The organism is Curvibacter cyanobacteriorum, from assembly GCF_028649475.1.
In the GTDB taxonomy this organism is placed as follows: domain Bacteria; phylum Pseudomonadota; class Gammaproteobacteria; order Burkholderiales; family Burkholderiaceae_C; genus Curvibacter; species Curvibacter cyanobacteriorum.
On record NZ_JAQSIP010000001.1, the window covers coordinates 528,327 to 547,220 of the forward strand.

General features: G+C 66.7%; 14 protein-coding genes. 5 read left to right on the forward strand and 9 right to left on the reverse strand.

From position 1 onward, the window contains the following. From dnaE to PSQ40_RS02295, 5 genes are all read left to right on the forward strand, one after another. The gene (gene dnaE / locus PSQ40_RS02275; protein WP_273948432.1) at nt 1-3,513 is read left to right on the forward strand and encodes a DNA polymerase III subunit alpha; all 3,513 of its coding nucleotides are present in this window, start codon (nt 1-3) and stop codon (nt 3,511-3,513) included. 235 nt (nt 3,514-3,748) lie between these two features. Next, complete coding sequence (gene clpS / locus PSQ40_RS02280; RefSeq protein WP_273948826.1) at nt 3,749-4,108, forward strand: ATP-dependent Clp protease adapter ClpS; 360 nt, start codon at nt 3,749-3,751, stop codon at nt 4,106-4,108. 57 nt (nt 4,109-4,165) lie between these two features. Then, nucleotides 4,166-6,505, forward strand: a complete 2,340-nt coding sequence (clpA, locus tag PSQ40_RS02285) for an ATP-dependent Clp protease ATP-binding subunit ClpA (RefSeq protein WP_273948433.1) — start codon at nt 4,166-4,168, stop codon at nt 6,503-6,505. Nucleotides 6,506-6,655: 150 nt separating this feature from the next. Beyond that, nucleotides 6,656-8,095 (forward strand): exodeoxyribonuclease I, encoded by a 1,440-nt coding sequence (sbcB, locus tag PSQ40_RS02290; protein ID WP_273948434.1) that lies wholly within the window; start codon nt 6,656-6,658, stop codon nt 8,093-8,095. 60 nt (nt 8,096-8,155) lie between these two features. Continuing rightward, nucleotides 8,156-9,397: a cystathionine gamma-synthase family protein gene (locus tag PSQ40_RS02295; RefSeq protein ID WP_273948435.1), complete on the forward strand. Its 1,242-nt coding sequence runs from the start codon at nt 8,156-8,158 to the stop codon at nt 9,395-9,397. A 79-nt stretch (nt 9,398-9,476) separates the two neighbouring features. Here the strand turns inward: PSQ40_RS02295 and PSQ40_RS02300 are convergent, their stop codons facing one another. The 9 genes from PSQ40_RS02300 to PSQ40_RS02340 are packed head-to-tail and all read right to left on the reverse strand — an operon-like array spanning nt 9,477 to nt 18,720. After that, a complete protein-coding gene (locus PSQ40_RS02300; protein WP_273948436.1) occupies nt 9,477-10,595 on the reverse strand; it encodes a protein-glutamate methylesterase/protein-glutamine glutaminase in 1,119 nt (372 codons plus the stop codon). 20 nt (nt 10,596-10,615) lie between these two features. Beyond that, nucleotides 10,616-11,128, reverse strand: coding sequence for a chemotaxis protein CheD (locus PSQ40_RS02305; RefSeq protein WP_273948437.1), 513 nt, complete (start codon nt 11,126-11,128; stop codon nt 10,616-10,618). After that, nucleotides 11,125-11,937: a CheR family methyltransferase gene (locus PSQ40_RS02310; protein WP_273948438.1), complete on the reverse strand. Its 813-nt coding sequence runs from the start codon at nt 11,935-11,937 to the stop codon at nt 11,125-11,127. The genes PSQ40_RS02305 and PSQ40_RS02310 overlap by 4 nt, the downstream gene beginning before the upstream one ends. A gap of 30 nt (nt 11,938-11,967) precedes the next feature. Continuing rightward, nucleotides 11,968-12,495, reverse strand: coding sequence for a chemotaxis protein CheW (locus PSQ40_RS02315; protein WP_273948439.1), 528 nt, complete (start codon nt 12,493-12,495; stop codon nt 11,968-11,970). A gap of 35 nt (nt 12,496-12,530) precedes the next feature. Next, nucleotides 12,531-14,675 carry a methyl-accepting chemotaxis protein gene (locus PSQ40_RS02320; RefSeq protein WP_273948440.1) on the reverse strand — a complete coding sequence of 715 codons (2,145 nt, stop codon included), beginning with the start codon at nt 14,673-14,675 and terminating at the stop codon, nt 12,531-12,533. Nucleotides 14,676-14,733: 58 nt separating this feature from the next. Continuing rightward, nucleotides 14,734-16,959, reverse strand: coding sequence for a chemotaxis protein CheA (locus PSQ40_RS02325; RefSeq protein WP_273948441.1), 2,226 nt, complete (start codon nt 16,957-16,959; stop codon nt 14,734-14,736). Then, a complete protein-coding gene (locus PSQ40_RS02330; RefSeq protein ID WP_273948443.1) occupies nt 16,956-17,261 on the reverse strand; it encodes an STAS domain-containing protein in 306 nt (101 codons plus the stop codon). The genes PSQ40_RS02325 and PSQ40_RS02330 overlap by 4 nt, the downstream gene beginning before the upstream one ends. 11 nt (nt 17,262-17,272) lie before the next feature. Then, a complete protein-coding gene (locus tag PSQ40_RS02335; RefSeq protein ID WP_273948445.1) occupies nt 17,273-17,641 on the reverse strand; it encodes a response regulator in 369 nt (122 codons plus the stop codon). A 17-nt stretch (nt 17,642-17,658) separates the two neighbouring features. Beyond that, the gene (locus PSQ40_RS02340; protein ID WP_273948446.1) at nt 17,659-18,720 is read right to left on the reverse strand and encodes a methyl-accepting chemotaxis protein; all 1,062 of its coding nucleotides are present in this window, start codon (nt 18,718-18,720) and stop codon (nt 17,659-17,661) included. Nucleotides 18,721-18,894: the final 174 nt, after the last annotated feature.

An 18,894-nucleotide genomic window follows, 5' to 3' on the forward strand; every position in this document is an offset into this window, starting at 1 on the left:
ATGTTTGTTCACCTGCGCCTTCACTCCGAGTTCTCCGTCGTTGACGGAACCACCCGCATCGACGAAGTCGTCAAAATGGCCGCCAAGAACGGTCAGCCAGCGCTGGCGCTGACCGATTTCAACAACCTGTTCGGCGCCATCAAGCTTTACAAGGAAGCCCGCGGCAAGGGGGTCAAGCCCATCATCGGGGCCGAGATCGTGCTCGAGGGCACGCCGCAGGCGCCGGCCCAGCTGTCGCGCATGATCCTGCTGGTGCAGAACACCCAGGGTTACCTGAACCTGTGCGAGCTGCTGGCCCGTGGCTGGACCCGCAACGTGGTCGGCGCGGTGGCCGTGTGCCGCCGCGAGTGGCTGACCGAACTCAACGAAGGCCTGATGGCCCTGTCGGGAGCTCACTCGGGCGCGGTGGGGCAGGCTTTGCTGCGGGGCGACGAGACCGGTGCCTCGGAGCTGGCCTTGCAGATGGCCAGCACGTTTCCACACCGTTTCTACCTCGAAGTGCAGCGGGCCGGGCGCGCCGAAGACGAGGCCCATGTGGTCGCCGCGGTCAAGTTGGCGGCCCGGCTCAACTTGCCGGTGGTGGCCACCCACCCGGTGCAGTTTGCCGGTCCGGACGACTACGAGGCCCATGAGGCGCGGGTCTGCATCTCGGAGGGCGAGATCCTGGGCAACCAGCGTCGGGTGCGCAAGTTCACGCGCGAGCAGTATTTCAAGAGCACCGAGCAGATGCAGGCCCTGTTTGCCGACCTGCCCTCGGCGCTGGACAACACGGTCGAGATCGCTCGCCGTTGCAGCCTGACGCTGGTGCTGGGCAAACCACAACTGCCCAACTTCCCGACCCCCAATGGCATGCCGATCGACGAGTACTTTCGGTTTGCCTCGCACGAGGGCCTTGAGGAGCGCCTGAGCCTGTTGTTCCCGAACGAGGCCGAGCGCAATGCGCAGCGCCCCCGCTATGTCGAGCGCCTGGAGTTCGAGCTGGTCACCATCCTGAAGATGGGCTTCCCGGGTTACTTCCTGATCGTGGGGGACTTCATCCAGTGGGCCAAGAACAATGGCTGCCCGGTCGGGCCGGGCCGGGGCTCGGGCGCAGGCTCGCTGGTGGCCTATGCGCTGAAGATCACCGACCTGGACCCGCTGCAGTACAACCTGCTGTTCGAGCGTTTCCTGAACCCCGAGCGGGTGTCCATGCCTGACTTTGACATTGACTTCTGTCAGAGCAACCGCGACCGCGTGATCGACTACGTGAAGGACAAGTACGGCAAAAACGCCGTCAGCCAGATCGCCACCTTCGGCACCATGGCGGCCAAGGCCGCCATCCGCGACGTGGGCCGGGTGATGGACATGAGCTACACCTTCTGTGACGGCATCTCCAAGCTGGTGCCCGGCAAGCCGGGCATGTCCTACACCCTGCAGTACCCGCCCAACCCCAAGAAGGAAGGCGACAAGAACAACTACGCCATCGAACTGGAGCCGGTGCTGGCCGAGCGCATCCAGAAGGAAGAAGACGTCAAGACCATCATCGAGATGGCGCAAAAGCTCGAAGGCATGACCCGCAACATCGGCATGCACGCTGGGGGCGTGCTGATCGCGCCGGGCAAGCTGACCGATTTCTGCCCGCTTTACCAGCAGCCGGGCAGCGAATCCGCGGTGAGCCAGTACGACAAGGACGACGTGGAGGCGATTGGCCTCGTGAAGTTCGACTTCTTGGGCTTGGCCACGCTGACCATCCTGGAAATTGCGCGCGAATTCATCATGAAGCGCCACAAGGGCCAAGAGAACTTCACTTTCGAGACCATTCCGCTCGACGACGGCCCGACTTACCGCCTGTTCCAGGAGGGCAAGACCGAAGCCGTGTTCCAGTTTGAAAGCCGCGGCATGCAGGGCATGCTGCGCGACGCCAAGCCTTCGCGCCTTGAAGACCTGATCGCCCTGAACGCGCTGTACCGACCGGGCCCCATGGACCTGATCCCCAGCTTCGTGGCCCGCAAGCACGGGCGCGAGGAGGTGATCTACCCCCACCCGCTGGTCGAACCCGTGCTGGCCGAGACCTACGGGATCATGGTGTACCAGGAGCAGGTGATGCAGACCGCCCAGGTGCTGGGGGGCTACTCGCTGGGCGGCGCCGACATGCTGCGCCGAGCCATGGGCAAGAAAAAGGCCGAGGAAATGGCCGAGCACCGGGCCATCTTTCGCAAGGGCGCGGCCGAAAAAGGCATCGATCAGGAGAAAGCCGACGAGGTGTTCGACTTGATGGAGAAGTTCGCGGGCTATGGCTTCAACAAGTCGCACGCCGCCGCCTACTCGCTGTTGGCCTACCACACGGCCTGGCTCAAGGTGCACTACACGGCGGAGTTTTTCTGCGCCAACATGACCGTCGAAATGGACGACACGGACAAGCTCAAGGTCTTGTACGAGGACGCCGTGAAGATGGGCCTGAGCTTCGAGCCGCCGGACGTCAACCGGGGCCGTTACCGCTTCGAGCCGGTCACCAACAAGATCATCCGCTACGGCCTGGGCGCCATCAAAGGCACCGGCCAGGCGGCCATCGAGGCCATGGTGGCGGCGCGCGAGAAAGACGGGCCGTTCAAGAGCCTGTTCGACTTCTGCGTTCGGGTGGACAAGAGCCGCATGAACAAGCGCACGGTCGAGGCCTTGATCAAGGGCGGCGCGTTTGACGCCATCAACCCGCACCGGGCGGCCTTGGTGGCCAGCATCGACCGGGCGTTCGAATTTGCGGCCGCCACCGCGGCCAACGCCAACCAGGGCGGCTTGTTCGACATGATGGGCGAGGACGCCCACGGCTCCAGCACGCAGGAGCCCGATCTGGTCGAGGTGCTGCCCTGGGGCATCAAGGAGCGCCTGACCTTCGAGAAGACCGCGGTGGGTTTCTACCTGTCGGGCCACCTGTTCGACGAGGTGGCCACCGAGGTGCGCCGTTTCGTGCGCCGCCAGCTCGACGAGATCGCGGAAAGCCGCGACCCGCAGATGGTGGCCGGCATCGTGAGCGACCTGCGCATCATCAATGGCCTGCGCGGCAAGCTCGCGATCTTCAAGCTTGACGACAAGACCCGCACCATCGAGGCCACGGCCGACGAGGCGGTGATCAACGCCAACAAGAACCTGCTCAAGGACGATGAAATGATCATCGTCAGTGTCAAGGCGCAGCCCGACCGCTTCTCGGGCGGGCTGCGCCTGAGCGTCCAGCAGGTCTGGGATTTGCCGACCGCCCGCTGCCGGTTTGGCAAGCACCTGCAGGTGGCGGTGCAGGGGCGCGCCCCCGACATCGCGCGCTTGCTGCGCGATTTCCCGCCCCGCCTGGAGGAGTCCGAGCAAGGCACCTTCGAGCGTGGGCTCGACATCCGGCTGCTGGTGCACCGCGAAAAAGACGGCGTGGCGGCCACCGTCGAGCTGCATTTGGGGGATGGCGCCAAGTTCTTCCCCACCGATGCGGCGTTGGCGGGCTGGGTCGCGCAGGCCCACGAGGGGCGCGCCCGCATTGTTTACGAGTGAGCCGGGGCCCGTCGGGCCGGGTCATCCCGGGGGAATCCGGTTTTAACCGGGTAAACCCGGGGTGCGGCGGCCCTGCAGGGCAGCGTCAAGCGTCCCTGGCAGGGGGCGGCCGCCCCGATCCCTTGCCCAGGTCCGCCCCATTCGCCAAAGAAGGCTCAGAAAACCCCTTCAGAACCGGCCAAATGCGGCGTCAGCCGCAGCGAGGCCCCGCAGCGTCATTAGAATGAAATTCATCATGGCAACGAAATCACCTTCCCAACCTACCGCACCGAAGCTGACGCCTGCCGATGGCGACGGCGGCGCCTCGGTGGTGCTGGAGCGTCTGACGCAAAAAGTCCAGCCGCCCCAGATGTACCAGGTGGTCATGCTCAATGATGACTACACCCCGATGGAATTCGTGGTGTTCGTGATCCAAGAGTTTTTCAACAAGGACCGGGAAACGGCGACGCAGATCATGCTGAAGATTCACCTCGACGGCAAAGGAATCTGCGGTGTTTACTCGCGCGACGTGGCCGCCACCAAGGTGGACCAGGTCATGGATGCGGCCCACAAGGCGGGGCATCCATTGCAATGTGTGAGTGAGCCTGTTGAATAAATGGCTTTCAATCCGATTTAAAGTTAAACCACTCAACGCAAGGCAAAAGGAATTCACATGATTGCCCAGGAATTGGAAGTCAGCTTGCACATGGCCTTTGTTGAGGCCCGTCAGCAACGTCACGAGTTCATCACTGTGGAGCACCTGTTGCTCGCCTTGTTGGACAACCCCAGCGCCGCCGAGGTGCTGCGCGCCTGCTCGGCCAGCATCGACGACTTGCGCAAATCCCTCACCAACTTCATCAAGGACAACACGCCCCAGGTGGCGGGCACCGATGAAGTGGACACCCAGCCCACGCTGGGCTTCCAGCGCGTGATCCAGCGCGCCATCATGCACGTGCAGTCGACCGGCAACGGCAAGAAGGAAGTCACCGGCGCCAACGTGCTGGTCGCCATCTTTGGCGAAAAAGACTCGCACGCCGTCTACTACCTGCACCAGCAGGGCGTGACGCGCCTGGACGTGGTCAATTTCATCGCCCACGGCATCAAGAAGGGCGAGCCGCCGGAGCCCGTCAAGGGCGCCGACCAGGCTCCGGCCGAACAAGAAGAAGGCAGCGAGCGCAATGAAAAGGCCTCGCCGCTGGAGCAGTTCACGCAGAACCTCAACCAGATGGCCAAGGACGGCAAGATCGACCCGCTGATCGGGCGCGACTACGAAGTCGAGCGCGTGATCCAGATCCTGTGCCGCCGCCGCAAGAACAACCCCTTGCTGGTGGGCGAAGCCGGTGTGGGCAAGACCGCCATCGCCGAGGGCCTGGCCTGGCGCATCACCCAGAACGACGTGCCCGAGATCCTGGCCGAAGCCCAGGTCTACTCGCTTGACATGGGCGCGCTGCTGGCCGGCACCAAGTACCGTGGCGACTTTGAGCAACGCCTCAAGGGCGTGCTCAAGGTGCTCAAGGAAAAGCCCAACGCGATCCTGTTCATCGACGAGATCCACACCCTGATCGGCGCTGGCGCCGCGTCGGGGGGCACCCTGGACGCGTCCAACCTGCTGAAGCCGGCGCTGTCCAGCGGCCAGCTCAAGTGCCTGGGCGCCACCACCTTCACCGAGTACCGCGGCATCTTCGAAAAAGACGCGGCCCTGTCGCGTCGTTTCCAGAAGGTCGACGTGGTCGAGCCCAGCGTGGACCAGACGGTGGAGATCCTCAAGGGCCTGAAGTCGCGCTTCGAGGAGCACCACAACGTCAAGTACGCGGCCGCCGCGCTGCAGGCGGCTGCCGAGCTGAGCGCCAAGTACATCAACGACCGCCACTTGCCCGACAAGGCGATTGACGTGATCGACGAGGCGGGTGCTGCTCAGCGCATCCTGTCGCCGTCCAAGCGCAAGAAGACCATCGGCAAGACCGAGGTCGAGGAAATCGTGGCCAAGATCGCCCGCATTCCGCCGGCCAACGTCTCCAACGACGACCGCAGCAAGCTGCAAACCCTGGAGCGCGACCTCAAGAGCGTGGTGTTCGGCCAGGACAAGGCGCTCGAAGTGCTGGCTTCCTCGGTCAAGATGGCGCGCTCCGGCCTGGGCAAGGGCGACAAGCCGATTGGCACCTTCCTGTTCAGCGGCCCGACCGGCGTGGGCAAGACCGAAGCCGCCAAGCAGCTGGCCTACATCATGGGCATCGACCTGATCCGCTTCGACATGTCGGAGTACATGGAGCGCCACGCCGTGAGCCGCCTGATCGGCGCGCCCCCGGGCTATGTGGGCTTTGACCAGGGCGGCCTGCTGACCGAGGCCATCACCAAGAAGCCGCACGCGGTGCTGCTGCTCGACGAAATCGAGAAGGCGCACCCGGACATCTTCAACGTGCTGCTGCAGGTCATGGACCACGGCACCCTGACCGACAACAACGGGCGCAAGGCCGACTTCCGCAACGTGATCCTGATCATGACCACGAACGCGGGCGCCGAGACCATGAACAAGGCGACCATCGGCTTCACCAACCCGCGTGAAGCGGGTGACGAGATGGCCGACATCAAGCGCTTGTTCACGCCCGAGTTCCGCAACCGGCTCGATGCCATCGTGGGCTTCAAGGCGCTCGACGAGCAGGTCATCCTGCGCGTGGTCGACAAGTTCCTGCTGCAGCTCGAGACGCAACTGGCCGAGAAGAAGGTGGACGTCACCTTCACCGACAAACTGCGCAAGTACCTGGCCAAGAAGGGCTTCGATCCGCTCATGGGCGCCCGCCCGATGCAGCGCCTGATCCAGGACACCATCCGCCGCGCGCTGGCCGACGAACTGCTGTTCGGCCGCTTGACCGACGGCGGTCGCCTGACGGTCGACCTCGACGAAAAGGACGACACCAAGCCCGAAGTCACGCTGGACATCCAGCCGCTGCCGAAGAAGGAAAGCAAGGCCAAGGCCGAGCCGACCGAACCGGAAGAGGCCGCTGCCGCCGACTGACGGCAGCTCCAACCGGGGCCCCCGGGGCCCGGGCCACAGAAGAAGGCGGTGCGGTGCACCGCCTTTTTTTTTGGCCGCCCAGCCGCGCAGGGGCGCGCTGTGCCTGCCCGTGGGGCGGCGGCAGGCGCCAAGCCACGGATAATGGCGCCCATGTCGCATACCTTTCTCTGGCACGATTACGAAACCTTTGGCGCCAACACCCGGCGCGACCGCCCGGCGCAGTTTGCGGCCATCCGCACCGACGCCGAGCTGAACGAGATCGGCACGCCGATGATGTTCTACTGCCAGCCCGCGCCGGACTACCTGCCCGACCCGCAGTCCTGCCTGATCACCGGCATCACGCCCCAGCTGTGCCTCGAAAAGGGCCTGCCCGAGCAGGCCTTTGCGGCCCGCATCGAGGCTGCGTTTGCCGAGCCTGGCACGGTCGGTGTGGGCTACAACACGATCCGCTTTGACGACGAGATCACTCGCTTCATGTTCTGGCGCAACCTCATCGACCCGTATGCGCGTGAATGGCAGAACGGCTGCGGGCGCTGGGACCTGCTCGATGTCGTGCGCATGGCCTACGCCTTGCGACCCGATGGCATCGTCTTTCCGCCCAAGGAGGACGGCAACCCCAGCTTCAAGCTGGAGGACCTGAGCCGGGCCAACGGCCTGGTCCACGAGGCCGCGCACGACGCGCTGTCGGACGTGCGTGCCACCATTGCGCTGGCCCGCCTGATCCGTGACAAGCAACCGCGTCTGTTCGACTTCTGCTTTGCCCTGCACAAGAAAGACCGCGTGGCCACCGAGCTGGGCCTGCCCACCTCGCCACAGCACGCCAAGCCTTTTCTGCATGTGTCGGGCATGTTCCCGGCGGCCCAGGGCTGCCTGGCCGTGATGTGGCCGCTGGCCAGTCACCCCCACAACAAGAACGAGCTGCTGGCCTGGGACCTGGCCCACGACCCCAGCGAGCTGGCCAACCTGGACGCCGCCACCGTGCGCCAACGCTTGTTCAGCAAGCGCGACGAGCTGCCCGAAGGCCTGACGCGCCTGCCGCTCAAGTCGGTGCACCTCAACAAATCGCCGATGGTGGTGGGCAACCTCAAAACCCTCAGCCCGGCCATGGCCGCGCGCTGGGGCACCGACCTGCCGCGCGCGCTGCAGCACGCCGAGCGCGCGCTGGCCTTGCCCGACCTCAGCGCCTTGTGGGCCGAGGTGTTCACCCGCGCCCCTGAGGCCCCGGTCGATGTCGACCAGGACCTGTACGGCGGCTTTGTCGGCCAAAACGACCGGCGTCGCCTCAACCAGTTGCGCGCCTTGTCGCCTGAAGAGTTGGCCACCGACCGCACCGGCTTTGACGACCCGCGCCTGGGCGAGCTGCTGTTCCGCTACCGCGCGCGCAATTTCCCGCACACCCTGCAGGCCGAGGAGGCGCAGCGCTGGGAGGCCCTGCGCGCCGCGCGCCTGTTCGACGGCGACGGTGGGGCCCGCACCTTGGACCAGCTTTTCGCTGAGATCGACACCCTTTCCGAAACCGCGGACGAGCGCGGCGAGGCCCTGCTGGGCGCGCTGTACGATTACGCCGAGCACATTGCCCCTGAGTTTTGACCTGGCAAGCCCCCAGCGGGCGCGCTGCTTCACTGATTCCGAACCGACTGATTTTTTGCCATGACCGATTCCCGCACCCCGGGCTTCACGACCCAGATCGTGCACGCCGACCGCCGCGCCACCGTGGAGCACGGTGCCATCCACAAGCCCATCCACACCTCGGTCCAGTATGGCTTCGAGCGCGTGGAAGACCTGATCGCCGTGTTCCAAGGCACGGCCAAGGGCGGCTTCAACTACGCGCGCCAGGGCACCCCCACCACCGGGGCCCTCGAGGCCAAGTTGACCCAGATGGAACAAGGCGTGGGCACCATCACCTTCGCTACCGGCATGGCCGGCATCTGCGCGATCTTCCTGACGCTGCTGAAGGCCGGCGACCACCTGGTGGCCAGCCGTTTCGTGTTTGGCAACACCAACAGCGTGTTTGGCACCCTGGCCGACCTGGGCATCAGCGTCACCACCGTGGACGCCACCGACGCGGCCCAGGTGGCCGCCGCGGTGCAGCCCAACACGCGCATGGTGTTTGTCGAAACCATTGCCAACCCCGGCACCCAGATCGCTGACCTCGAAGGCATCGGCCAGCTGTGCCGCGACAAGGGCTTGCTGTATGTGGTCGACAACACCGTGGGCTCGCCCTATTTGTTCAAGCCCGCCCGCGTGGGCGCCGGCCTGGTGGTGCATTCGCTGACCAAGAGCATTGGTGGCCACGGCAATGCGCTGGGGGGCTCGGTCACCGACACGGGGATGTTCGACTGGGCGAGCTACCCCAACATCTTCCCGGCCTACCGCAAAGGCGACACCAAGGGCTGGGGCCTGCAGCAGATCCGCAAAAAGGGCTTGCGGGACATGGGCGGCACGCTGTCGTCCACCGCGGCCCACCAGATCGCTGCCGGCGCCGAAACCCTGGCCCTGCGCATGGACCGCACCAGCGCCACGGCCCTGGCCCTGGCTCAGTGGCTGGAGCAGCACCCGGCGATCGCGCGGGTGCACTACCCGATGCTGCCCTCGCACCCGCAGCACGCGCGGGCCAAGCAGCATTTCAAGGCGGGCTCTTGGCTGCTGTCGTTCGAGTTGAAGAACGCCGACGACTGCCTGGGCCTGTGCAACCGGCTGCAACTGCCAGTCAAGGCCACCGGCCTGGCCGACACCCGCACGCTGATCATCCCGGTGGCCCACACCATCTTTTGGGAAGCCGGGCCCGAGGTGCGTGCGTCCATGGGCATTGGTGACAGCCTGATCCGACTGTCGGTCGGCCTGGAAGAAGCCGAGGACCTGATCGCCGATTTCGCCCAAGCCCTGGGCTGATGCGCTGATCTGCGCGCCGGCCTGGCCGGCCCTTCGCCCCGACAGCGGTGGGGGGCCGGGCGCCGCGAGGGCGCCGCGTTCAGCCGCGCGCGTCGAACTGCAGGATGGCGCGGGCCACTTGGTCCAGCGGCAGGATCTCGTCCACGCCCCCGAGCTTGATGGCCTCGTTGGGCATGCCGAACACCACGCAGGTGGCTTCGTTTTGCGCGATGGTGCGAGCGCCACCGTCGTGCATCAGCTTCATGCCGCGCGCGCCGTCGTCGCCCATGCCGGTCAGGATGATGGCCAGCGCGTCGCGGCCCGCGCATTCGGCCGTCGACTTGAACAACACATCCACCGAGGGCCGGTGCCGGTTCACCGGCGGCCCATCGCTGACCACCGCGTAGTACTGGCCGCCCGCCTTGCGCAGGTGCAGGTGGCGGCCCCCGGGGGCGATCAACACCAGTCCACGCTCCAGCCGGTCGCCATCGCGTGCTTCGCGCACCTGCACCGCGCAGGCCTGGTTCATGCGGTCGGCGTACATGGCGGTGAACTTCTCGGGCATGTGCTGGGTGATCGCGATGCCTGGCGCATCGGGGGGCAGGGCGGTCAGGATCTGTTCCAGTGCCTGGGTGCCCCCGGTGGAGCTGCCAATCACCACCGGCTTGTTGACGGCAAACGCGTGCAGGCCCAGCGTGGCCGGAGCCCGCTGCGGTGCCGCGGTGGGCGCCGGGTGGCCAGGGGCTGCGCCACCCGAACCCGGGGCTGTGGCCGCCGACGGGCGCTGCATCGGCGTGCTCTGCACCCGCAGCCGGGGCCGCGCGCGCGCCGCCGCCTTGAGGGCGGTGATCAACTCCAATCGCGACTCCTCGAGGAACTGCTTCAGGCCCAGCTTGGGCTTGGCCACCACCGACACCGCCCCGGCGGCCAGCGCGTCCAGGGCGACCTTGCTGCCCTGGGTGCTGAGGCTGGAGCAGATCACGGTGGGGATCGGGTCGGTGGCCATCACCTGGCGCAGGAAGGTCAACCCGTCCATGCCCGGCATCTCGATGTCCAGCAGCAGCACATCGGGGCGCTGTTGCTGCAGGCTGCGCATGGCAATCAAGGGGTTGGGGGCGCTGCCCAGCAGCTCGACCTCGGGCGAATCCTTGAGCAGGTAGGCGACGGTTTGCCGCATGACAGCGGAGTCGTCGACAAGAAAGACCTTGATGGCGGGCATGGGAGAAGGGTTCCTGGGTGTCAAAGGGGGTTGTCGGCGACCGGGATCACCTCGATGTCGGGTGCATCCTGACCGATGGTCCAGCTGACGCGGCGGTAGTACGGGCCACCGACGGACTCGGCCAGCACCTCGATGCCGACGTCGGCCAGGTAGTCATTGACCCAGTCGAGGTTGTTGTCGCCGACCGGGTAGGGGTTGAGTTGGTCCGGGAACATGTTGCCGCCGCCACAGAGCCAGGCCTGACAGTGCTCGGGGGCAAAGCCAACCGCGCGCAGTTCGGCAAACAGGGCGCGCATGGCGGCCGTGCCATAGCGGGTGTCGCGCGGGTCGGGGGGGCGCCGTGCCGAGGTGTGGACGATGTGGCACATGGCCCCGACGGTGCGGTGCGGGTCGCTGAGCAGCACCGCCACACAGGAGCCCAGCAGGGTGTCCAGCCGCTCGCCACGCTGCGCCAGGGCCACATCGCCCGGGTGCAAAAAGCGCACCCGGGTTTCGGGCGGCTGGGACGGCAGCCCGTCGGCGGGGCGGCTCATGCGCGTTTCCTGAACACGCCGGGCGACACGGGCTCGAGCGGCGTCTTGCACGGCACCCGCCCCTCGGCGGTGCCAATGAAGAAGAGCCCGCCGGGCTTGAGGGTGCCCAGCACGCGGTCCACCACGGCGGTCTTGGTGGGCGGGTCGAAATAGATCAGCACATTGCGCAGGAACACGGCGTCAAAAGGCCCCAGGCCGCTGAACGGCTGGGTCAGGTTGAGCTGGCCAAACTGCACGCGGGCCCGCAGCTCGGGCTTGACCATGGCCTGGCCCTCGGCGGGGCCCTCGCCGCGCAGGCAGTAGCGGCGCAGGCGTTCCGGGCTGACAAAGCGCAGCCGGGTTTCGGGGTAGATGCCCTCGCGCGCGGCGGTCAGCACCCGGTGGCTGATGTCGGTCGCGAGGATCGACCAGTTGCTGTTCACCTGCCCCTGGGCCTGCAGGTCGGCCAGCAGCATGGCGAGGCTGAAGGCCTCATCGCCAAACGACGATGCAGCACTCCACAGCGCCAGGCCGGGGCGGGGGCGTTTGCTCAGCAGCTCTTTTTGCAGCAGCTCGAAATGCCGCGCTTCCCGGAAGAAATAAGTCTCGTTGGTGGTCAGCAGGTCCACCGCCATCTGAAACTCAGCGCCTTCGTCTTCCTGTTCCAGCAGGTCGGCGTACTCCTCGAAGCGCGTCAGGCCCAGGCGCTGCAGGCGCAGCGCCAGGCGCGAAGACATCAAGGCTTTCTTATGGTCGGCAAATGACAGGCCGACGCTGTCGTACATGAGGGCGCTGATGCGTTGGAAGGCGGCGTCGCTGAGCTGGGGCATGGAGGCTTCAAAGCACGGGAGGGCAGGCCCTCAGGCGGGACTGCCGGGGGGCGCACCCGGGGTGGCCAGGGCGGCCATTTCATCGACATCCAGGGCCTTGGCGGGGTCGAGGATGATGACAAAGCGGCCCTTCACCTTGCCCATGCCAAGGATGAACTCGCGCTGGATGGTGGTGCCAAACGGTGGCGGCGGCTCGATCTCCTGTGCCGGGATGTCCAGCACCTCGCTGACCGCGTCCACCAGCAGGCCCAGGGCGAGGGTGTCGCCTTCGCGCTCGGCCTGGAAGATCACGATGCAGGTCTTTTTGCCCTGCACGGCCGGGGGCTTGCCCAGGCGCGCCTGCAGGTCGATCACCGGGACCACGGCGCCGCGCAGGTTGATGACCCCGCGCACAAAGGAGGGCATCAGCGGCACCGGGGTCAGGGGGCTGGGCTGGATGATCTCCCGCACGCTGGTGATGTCCATCGCGTAGACGCCATCGGCCAAGATGAAAGTGAGGTACTGGGCGGCGGCCGAACTGGGCGCGTCGTCACGGGGCGGTGCCTGGCGGATGCTCATGGGAACCTTTGCTCGCAGTGAAAAGGGGGCCGGGCTCAGTAGGGGCGGAAATTCGCCTCGCCACTGGCCCCGCGCAGGCCGGCCCCAGCCAGGCGAGGCAGGGGCGCGTTGTCGGCCAGCCGGCGGCGCGGCAGGCCGTCGGGGTCGCCGCGGCGCGTGCGCACCGGGGTCAGCTCCACCTCGGCCACGTTGAAGAAGCCAATCACGTCCTGCAGTTGCTCGGCCTGGCCCGACAGCTCCTCGGAGGTGGCGGCCAGTTCTTCGGAGGCCGAGGCGTTTTGCTGCGTGGCCTTGCTGAGCTGGTTCATGGCACTGCCGATCTGGTTGACCGTGGTGCTCTGCTCCTCGGAGGCCGCGGTGATCTCCTGCACCAGGTCCGAGGTGCGCTTGATCGAGGGCACGATCTCGTCCAGCAGCTTGCCGGCGCGCTCGGCGGTCGAGACGCTGTGGCTGGCCAGGTCGCCGATCTCCTTGGCGGCCTCCTGGCTGCGTTCGGCCAGCTTACGCACCTCGGCGGCCACCACGGCGAAGCCCTTGCCGTGCTCGCCCGCCCGCGCGGCCTCGATGGCGGCGTTGAGGGCCAGCAGGTTGGTCTGGTAGGCGATGTCGTCGACGATGCCGATCTTCGACGCGATCTGCTTCATGGCCTTGACGGTGTCGGCCACCGCAGCGCCGCCTTCGTCGGCCTCGGCCGCGGTCTTGGTTGCCATCGAATCGGTGACCTTGGCGTTGTCGCTGTTTTGCGAGATGGAGGCCGACATTTCTTCGATCGAGGCGGTGGTCTGTTCGACCGAGGCCGCCTGCTGGCTGGCCGCCTGCGACAGCGACTGGGCCGTGGCACTGACCTGGCCTGCCGCACCGCTGAGCGCGCTGGCCGCGGCGCGCACCTCGCCCATGATGCGGGTCAGCTCGTCGGCGGTCATGTTGCCGCTGGCCTTGACGCGGCCAAACAGGCCGTCGTAGTCGCGCTCAATGCGGAACGCCAGGTCGCCACGGGAGAAGGCTTCGAGCAGGTTGGCCACATCGCTGAGGCCGTCTTCGCTGGTTTCCATCAGGGCGTTGACGCCGGTGCCGAGCTTGGCGAAGAAGCCGCTCTTGCCCTCGAGGTTGACCCGCTTGGCGAAGTCACCTTGGGTGGCCGCCTCAACGATGGCCGCCACCTCGTTCTCGATCGCCACCTCCTGGGTGCGGTCCTCCCATTCGACCACGGTGCCGATGCGCTGGCCCTCGGCGTCGATGATGGGGTTGGCAGTCAGCCCGAAGTGCAGGGCGCCAACGCGGATCTGGGTGCGGTGCGTGCTGCGCAGCAAGGCCAGCATGCCGGCCTGGTGCGCCGGGTTCTTGTGGAACACATCGATGCTTTGGCCAATCAGGTTGCGGCTGTCAAAGTGGGGCAGGCTCTTGCGCAACTCGGGCTCGTTGCGCTGCATCATCTGGGTGACGGTTTCGTTCATGTAGATGATGTGGTTGCTGGCGTCGGCAATCATCACGTTGGTGCTGCAGCGGTCCAGTGCATTGCGGATGCGGGCGTTTTCGGCGGCCACCTCGGCGGCGGCGGCGGCGGCCGCGGCTTCACGCGCCTGAGCGGCCACCTCGGCGGTGCGGTCGGCCCATTCGACCACCGTGCCCAGGCGGGTGCCGGCGGCATCGAGGATCGGGTTGGCCACCAGCCCGAAGCTCACGGCGCCGACCTTGATCTGGGTGCGGTGCGTGCCGCGCAGGCTGGCCAGCATGCTGGTCTGGTGCGCCGGGTTCTTGTGGAAGGTGTCGATGCTCTGACCGATGAGGCGCCGCGCGTCGAAGTCGGGCAGCATCTTGCGCAGCTCGCTTTCGTTCTTTTGCATCATCTCCGTCACCGTCTGGTTCATGTAGACGATGTGGTTGGTGTCGTCGGCAATCATCACATTGGTCGAGCAGTTGTCCAGCGCGGTGCGGATGCGGAAGTTGCGCTCCGACTCGACCAGCAGCGTGTTGATGCCCTTGCACAGCTGGGCCAGGGCGCTGGTCTGGTCGCCCACATCGATGCGTTGGGACAGGTCCCCGAGGGCCGCCGCCTGCATCGCGGCCTGGGCCTGCTTCATCAGCTCGGCCTCCTGCTCGGCGCGGGCCAACTCTTCGGGGCTGGGGCCTGAGGAGAAAACACGGGAGATCCAGGACGATTGATGCGGGGTGTTGGACATGGGGCGCTCTCTTGTGTGATGTGTTGGGTTAGGCGGTCGTTTGGGGATCGCGTGCCGGTCAGTGCACGCTGCTCTGTTGAGGCTGGGGGCTGGCGCGCCGCGGGGCTTGCACCGCCAGGGCCCCGAGGGCCAGCACGTCAAAGATCAAGGCCACTTCGCCGCTGCCGAGGATCGACGAGCCCGAAATGCCCCGCAGGGTGTGGAACAGCCGGCCCAGCGGCTTGATGACGGTCTGGTTCTGGCCCAGCAACTGGTCCACCTCCAGCCCGAAGCGGGTGGGGCCGGCCTGCACGATGACGATGCTCACCCGCTCCGGGCGGGGGCTGTCAAGGTGGTAGAGCTGGCGCAGGCTGATGACGGGCAGCAACTGGCCGCGCAGCGGCATGCAGTAGCGCCCCGAGGCATCGGGTTGTGCGGCCTCGGCACCAGCGGCGGCCTGGCCCTCGACCACCTCGACCACCGACTCCAGCGGCAGCACGAATTTGGACGGTCCGACGCTGATCAGGAAGCCGTCGATGATGGCCAGCGTCAGGGGCAGGCGGATGTCGATGTCGGTGCCGCGTCCCGCCTCGCTGTACACCGTGACGCTGCCGCGCAGCGCCTCGATGTTTTGCCGCACCACGTCCATGCCGACCCCGCGGCCCGACAGGTTGGTCACCTGGGTGGCGGTCGAGAAGCCGGGCTCGAAGATCAGCTGCAGGATGTCCTCGTCGGGGGGCACCACGCCGGGTTCGACCAGGCCGCGTTCCCAGGCCCGTTGCAGCACGCGCTGCCGGTCCACGCCACGGCCGTCGTCGCTGATGCGGATCAGGATGCTGCCGGACTCGTGCTGTGCGCTCAGCACCAGGCGGCCTTGCGCCGGTTTGCGGTGGGCCAGGCGCTCGGCCGGGGTTTCGAGGCCGTGGTCCAGCCCGTTGCGCACCAGGTGCATCAGCGGGTCGGCGATTTTTTCGACCACCGCCTTGTCCAGTTCGGTGTCACCGCCTTCGATCTCGAGGCTGACTTCCTTGCCCAGCTCGCTGGCGGTGTCCCGCACCACGCGGCGGAAGCGGTTGAAGGTGGCCCCGATCGGCACCATGCGCAGTTGCAGGGTGCCGTTGCGGATCTCTTCGATCAGGTGACCGATGTGCTGATTGGCCTCGATCAGGCGGCTCTGGCGGGTTTGTCGGGCCAGCATGTCGGCGCCGGCGGCGGCGGTGACGAGCTCCCCCAGCAGGTTGATCACCGCGTCCAGCCGGTCGGCCGGGATGCGGATGTAGCGTTGTTCGTCGGCGGCCGCCTCGCGCGGTCGCTGCTGCTTTTGCACCGCGGCGGCCAGCACGTCCTGGGCCAGCCCGGTTTGTTCTTGCAGGATCTCGCCGAGGCGCGGGGCGGGCCCCGTGGGGCTGTGGGCCCGGGCCTTCTCTTGCTGATCGAGGCCGGCGGCCAGTTGTTCCTCGGTGATGGCGCCCACGTTCACCAGCAGCTCGCCCAGCCGCGGGTGGTCGGGTAGCTCTTCGAGCAACTCGACATAGCGCGAGGTCGGGGCCGACGGTGGGATCAGGTGCAGCTGGCAGTCGTCGCGGATGAAGCTGAAGGCATCGTCCACGGCCTCCTGGGGGCCCTCGGAGCGCATCGAGATCTCCACGCTGAGGTGGCAGCTCTCGGGGTCGAGTTGCTCCAGCGGCGGCAGCCGGCTGCGGTCGCTGGCCAGGGCCGTGACCTCGGTGCGCCCGGCCAGGTAGCGCACCACGCTGAGCGGGTCCATGCCGTTGCGAAAGCAGTCGGCGCCAAAGTGGGCCGACAGATGCCAGCGACCCAGGCGCGCCTCGGCGGCCGGCGCGGCTTCGTCGGGGGCGGCGGCGGGCGGCACCGGGGCGCCAGCCTGGCCCATGGCCTGGCGCAGTTGGCGCACCAGCGCGTCGCGGCGGTCCTGTTGGGCCCCATCGTCCTGGGCCTCACCGGCGGCCTGGTTGACCAGGGCCAGGATCTGGTCGTTGCAGGCCAGCAGCAGCGAGCTGAGCACCGCGTCCAGGAACAGGCGCCCCTCGCGCAGTTCGTCGAGCAGGGTTTCGATGTGGTGGGTGAAGTCCACCACCTGGGTCAGGCCAAAGATGCCCGCCGAGCCCTTGACGGTGTGGGCGCACCGGAACAAGGCATCGAGTTGCTCGCGGTTGCGTGGGTCTTCCTCGAGCTGCAACAGCAGCTGCTCGATCTGGCTGACCTGCTCGCGGGCCTCGCTGATGAAGGCCGGCATGGCCGCCGCGATGAAGTCGTAATCGGCGTCCGAGTCACTTGCGCTCATGCCGTGGCCTCCGAGGGGATGAGGGGGAACCAGTGGCCGCAACCCAGCGCCATCAAGGCCTGGCGCAGCACCGGGCTGGGTTGGTGCAGCTCCAGGGTCTGCCCCTGGGCGGCCAGGCTGTTGGCCAGTGAGCCCAGCAGCTGCAAGCCCGCCCCATCGACCTCCGACACCTCGGCCCCGTGCAGCGGGCGGCTCAGCTGCCCCGCGTCGGCGGGCACTTGCAACCAGCCCAGCAGGGCCTGGCGGGTGGATTCCGCCGTGTAGATGGTGAGCTCGGCAGGCAGGTTGAAGGGCTGGCTCATGGGCAGGGCTTTCAAGGCAGCACGAGCTTGGACACTGCGTCCAGCAGCACCGCGGGGCTGAAGGGCTTGACGATCCAGGCCTTGGCACCGGCGGCCCGGCCTTGCTCTTTTTTCTCGGCCTGGCCTTCGGTGGTCAGCATGACCACCGGGGTGAACTTGTAGCGCGGCAGTTGTTTGACGCGGGTGACAAAGGTGATGCCGTCCATGCGCGGCATGTTGACGTCGCTGACGATCAGGTTGATCTTGCGACCGTCCAACTGGCGCAGTGCGTCTTCGCCGTCCACGGCTTCCAGCACTTGGTAGCCGGCGCGCGTCAGGGTCAGGTTCACGACCTGGCGCAGGGAGGAGGAGTCGTCAACGATCAGGATGGTTTTGCTCATGCTGGGGTGGGCGGGTTTCAAAAGAAGGTGGCCGAGGCGCTGGGGCCGGATTCGCTGCCGCTGCGCTCGACACTGAGTTGGCGTTGTTCGTCCGTGGTGTAGCCGGTGCTGAGCAGGGCGTCCCACTCGGCCTCGGTCGGCCAGGGCTGGTTGTTCAGGCTGTCGTCCAGGCGCTGGCTGGCCAGCTGCATCGACTGGATGACCTGGTCGAGGATCTGTTGCACCCGGTCCTGGAACTGGAAAGAGACCATCATCTGTTCGACCAGCGCGCGCACCGCCTGGCTGCTTTCGCCGAGCTGTTCGGCGCGTTCGTTGAGGCTGGCGACGGTGTGGGTGACGCGTTGCACCACGGTGTTGATGGTGTCCTGCGAGGCCTTGACCAGCTGGGTGTCGGTCTCAGCCCGGCTGGCGGTGTCGTTGAGGGTCTGTTGCACCTGGTCGCTGAAGGCCTGCACCTGTTCCCCGATGCGTTTGCCCGTGTCGCCCGAGGCGGACGACAGGCGCCGCACTTCGGCGGCGACCACAGCAAAACCGCGCCCCGAAGCCCCAGCGCGTGCGGCTTCGATGGTCGCGTTGACCGACAGCAGGTTGGTTTGGCGCGCGATCATGGCCACGTCCTCGGCCATGCCACGCAGGCCGGATGAGCTTTGATTGAGCGACACCACCGTGGCCAGCATGCGGTCGCGGGACTGGACAAAGGCGCTGAACTGGCCGACCAGGTCGCGCAGTTCGTTCTCGCAGGCGGCCAGGGTCTGGGCCTGGTCACTCTGGCTGCTGTGCTGGGCGGCGCTGGGGTGCTGGGTGATGCGGTCGAGCTGGTCCAGGATGGCAATGAAGCCTTGCAGCAACTCGTCGGTGCCCTGGCGCATCTGGGTTTGGGCGCTGTGGATGTGCAGGGACCAGCGCTCCACGCCGGCATGAAGGCGTTGCACCAGCGCGGCCGCGGCGGGTGCCGGGCTGGCCTGGGACGGACCGCTGCGATCGCGCACCCCGAGCAGGCCATGGAGCAGGCCCACCGCTCCCAGGCCCAGGGCGCAAAGACCCAGCCACAGCGAGGAGCCGAGGGCCCAGGCGAGCATGGCACCCATCAACAACCCCAGCAACAGCCCCAGGATCAACCAGGTCCTGGCGCTTGAATTTGGCTGAAGTTCTTTCGCTGCCTGCATTGAGCCCGCTCCCCGTTACATAGATATACATCTTGCCGGATGAGCGGGCGGAGTGTCAATGATGCAGGCTTTGCTATTAAAAAAATA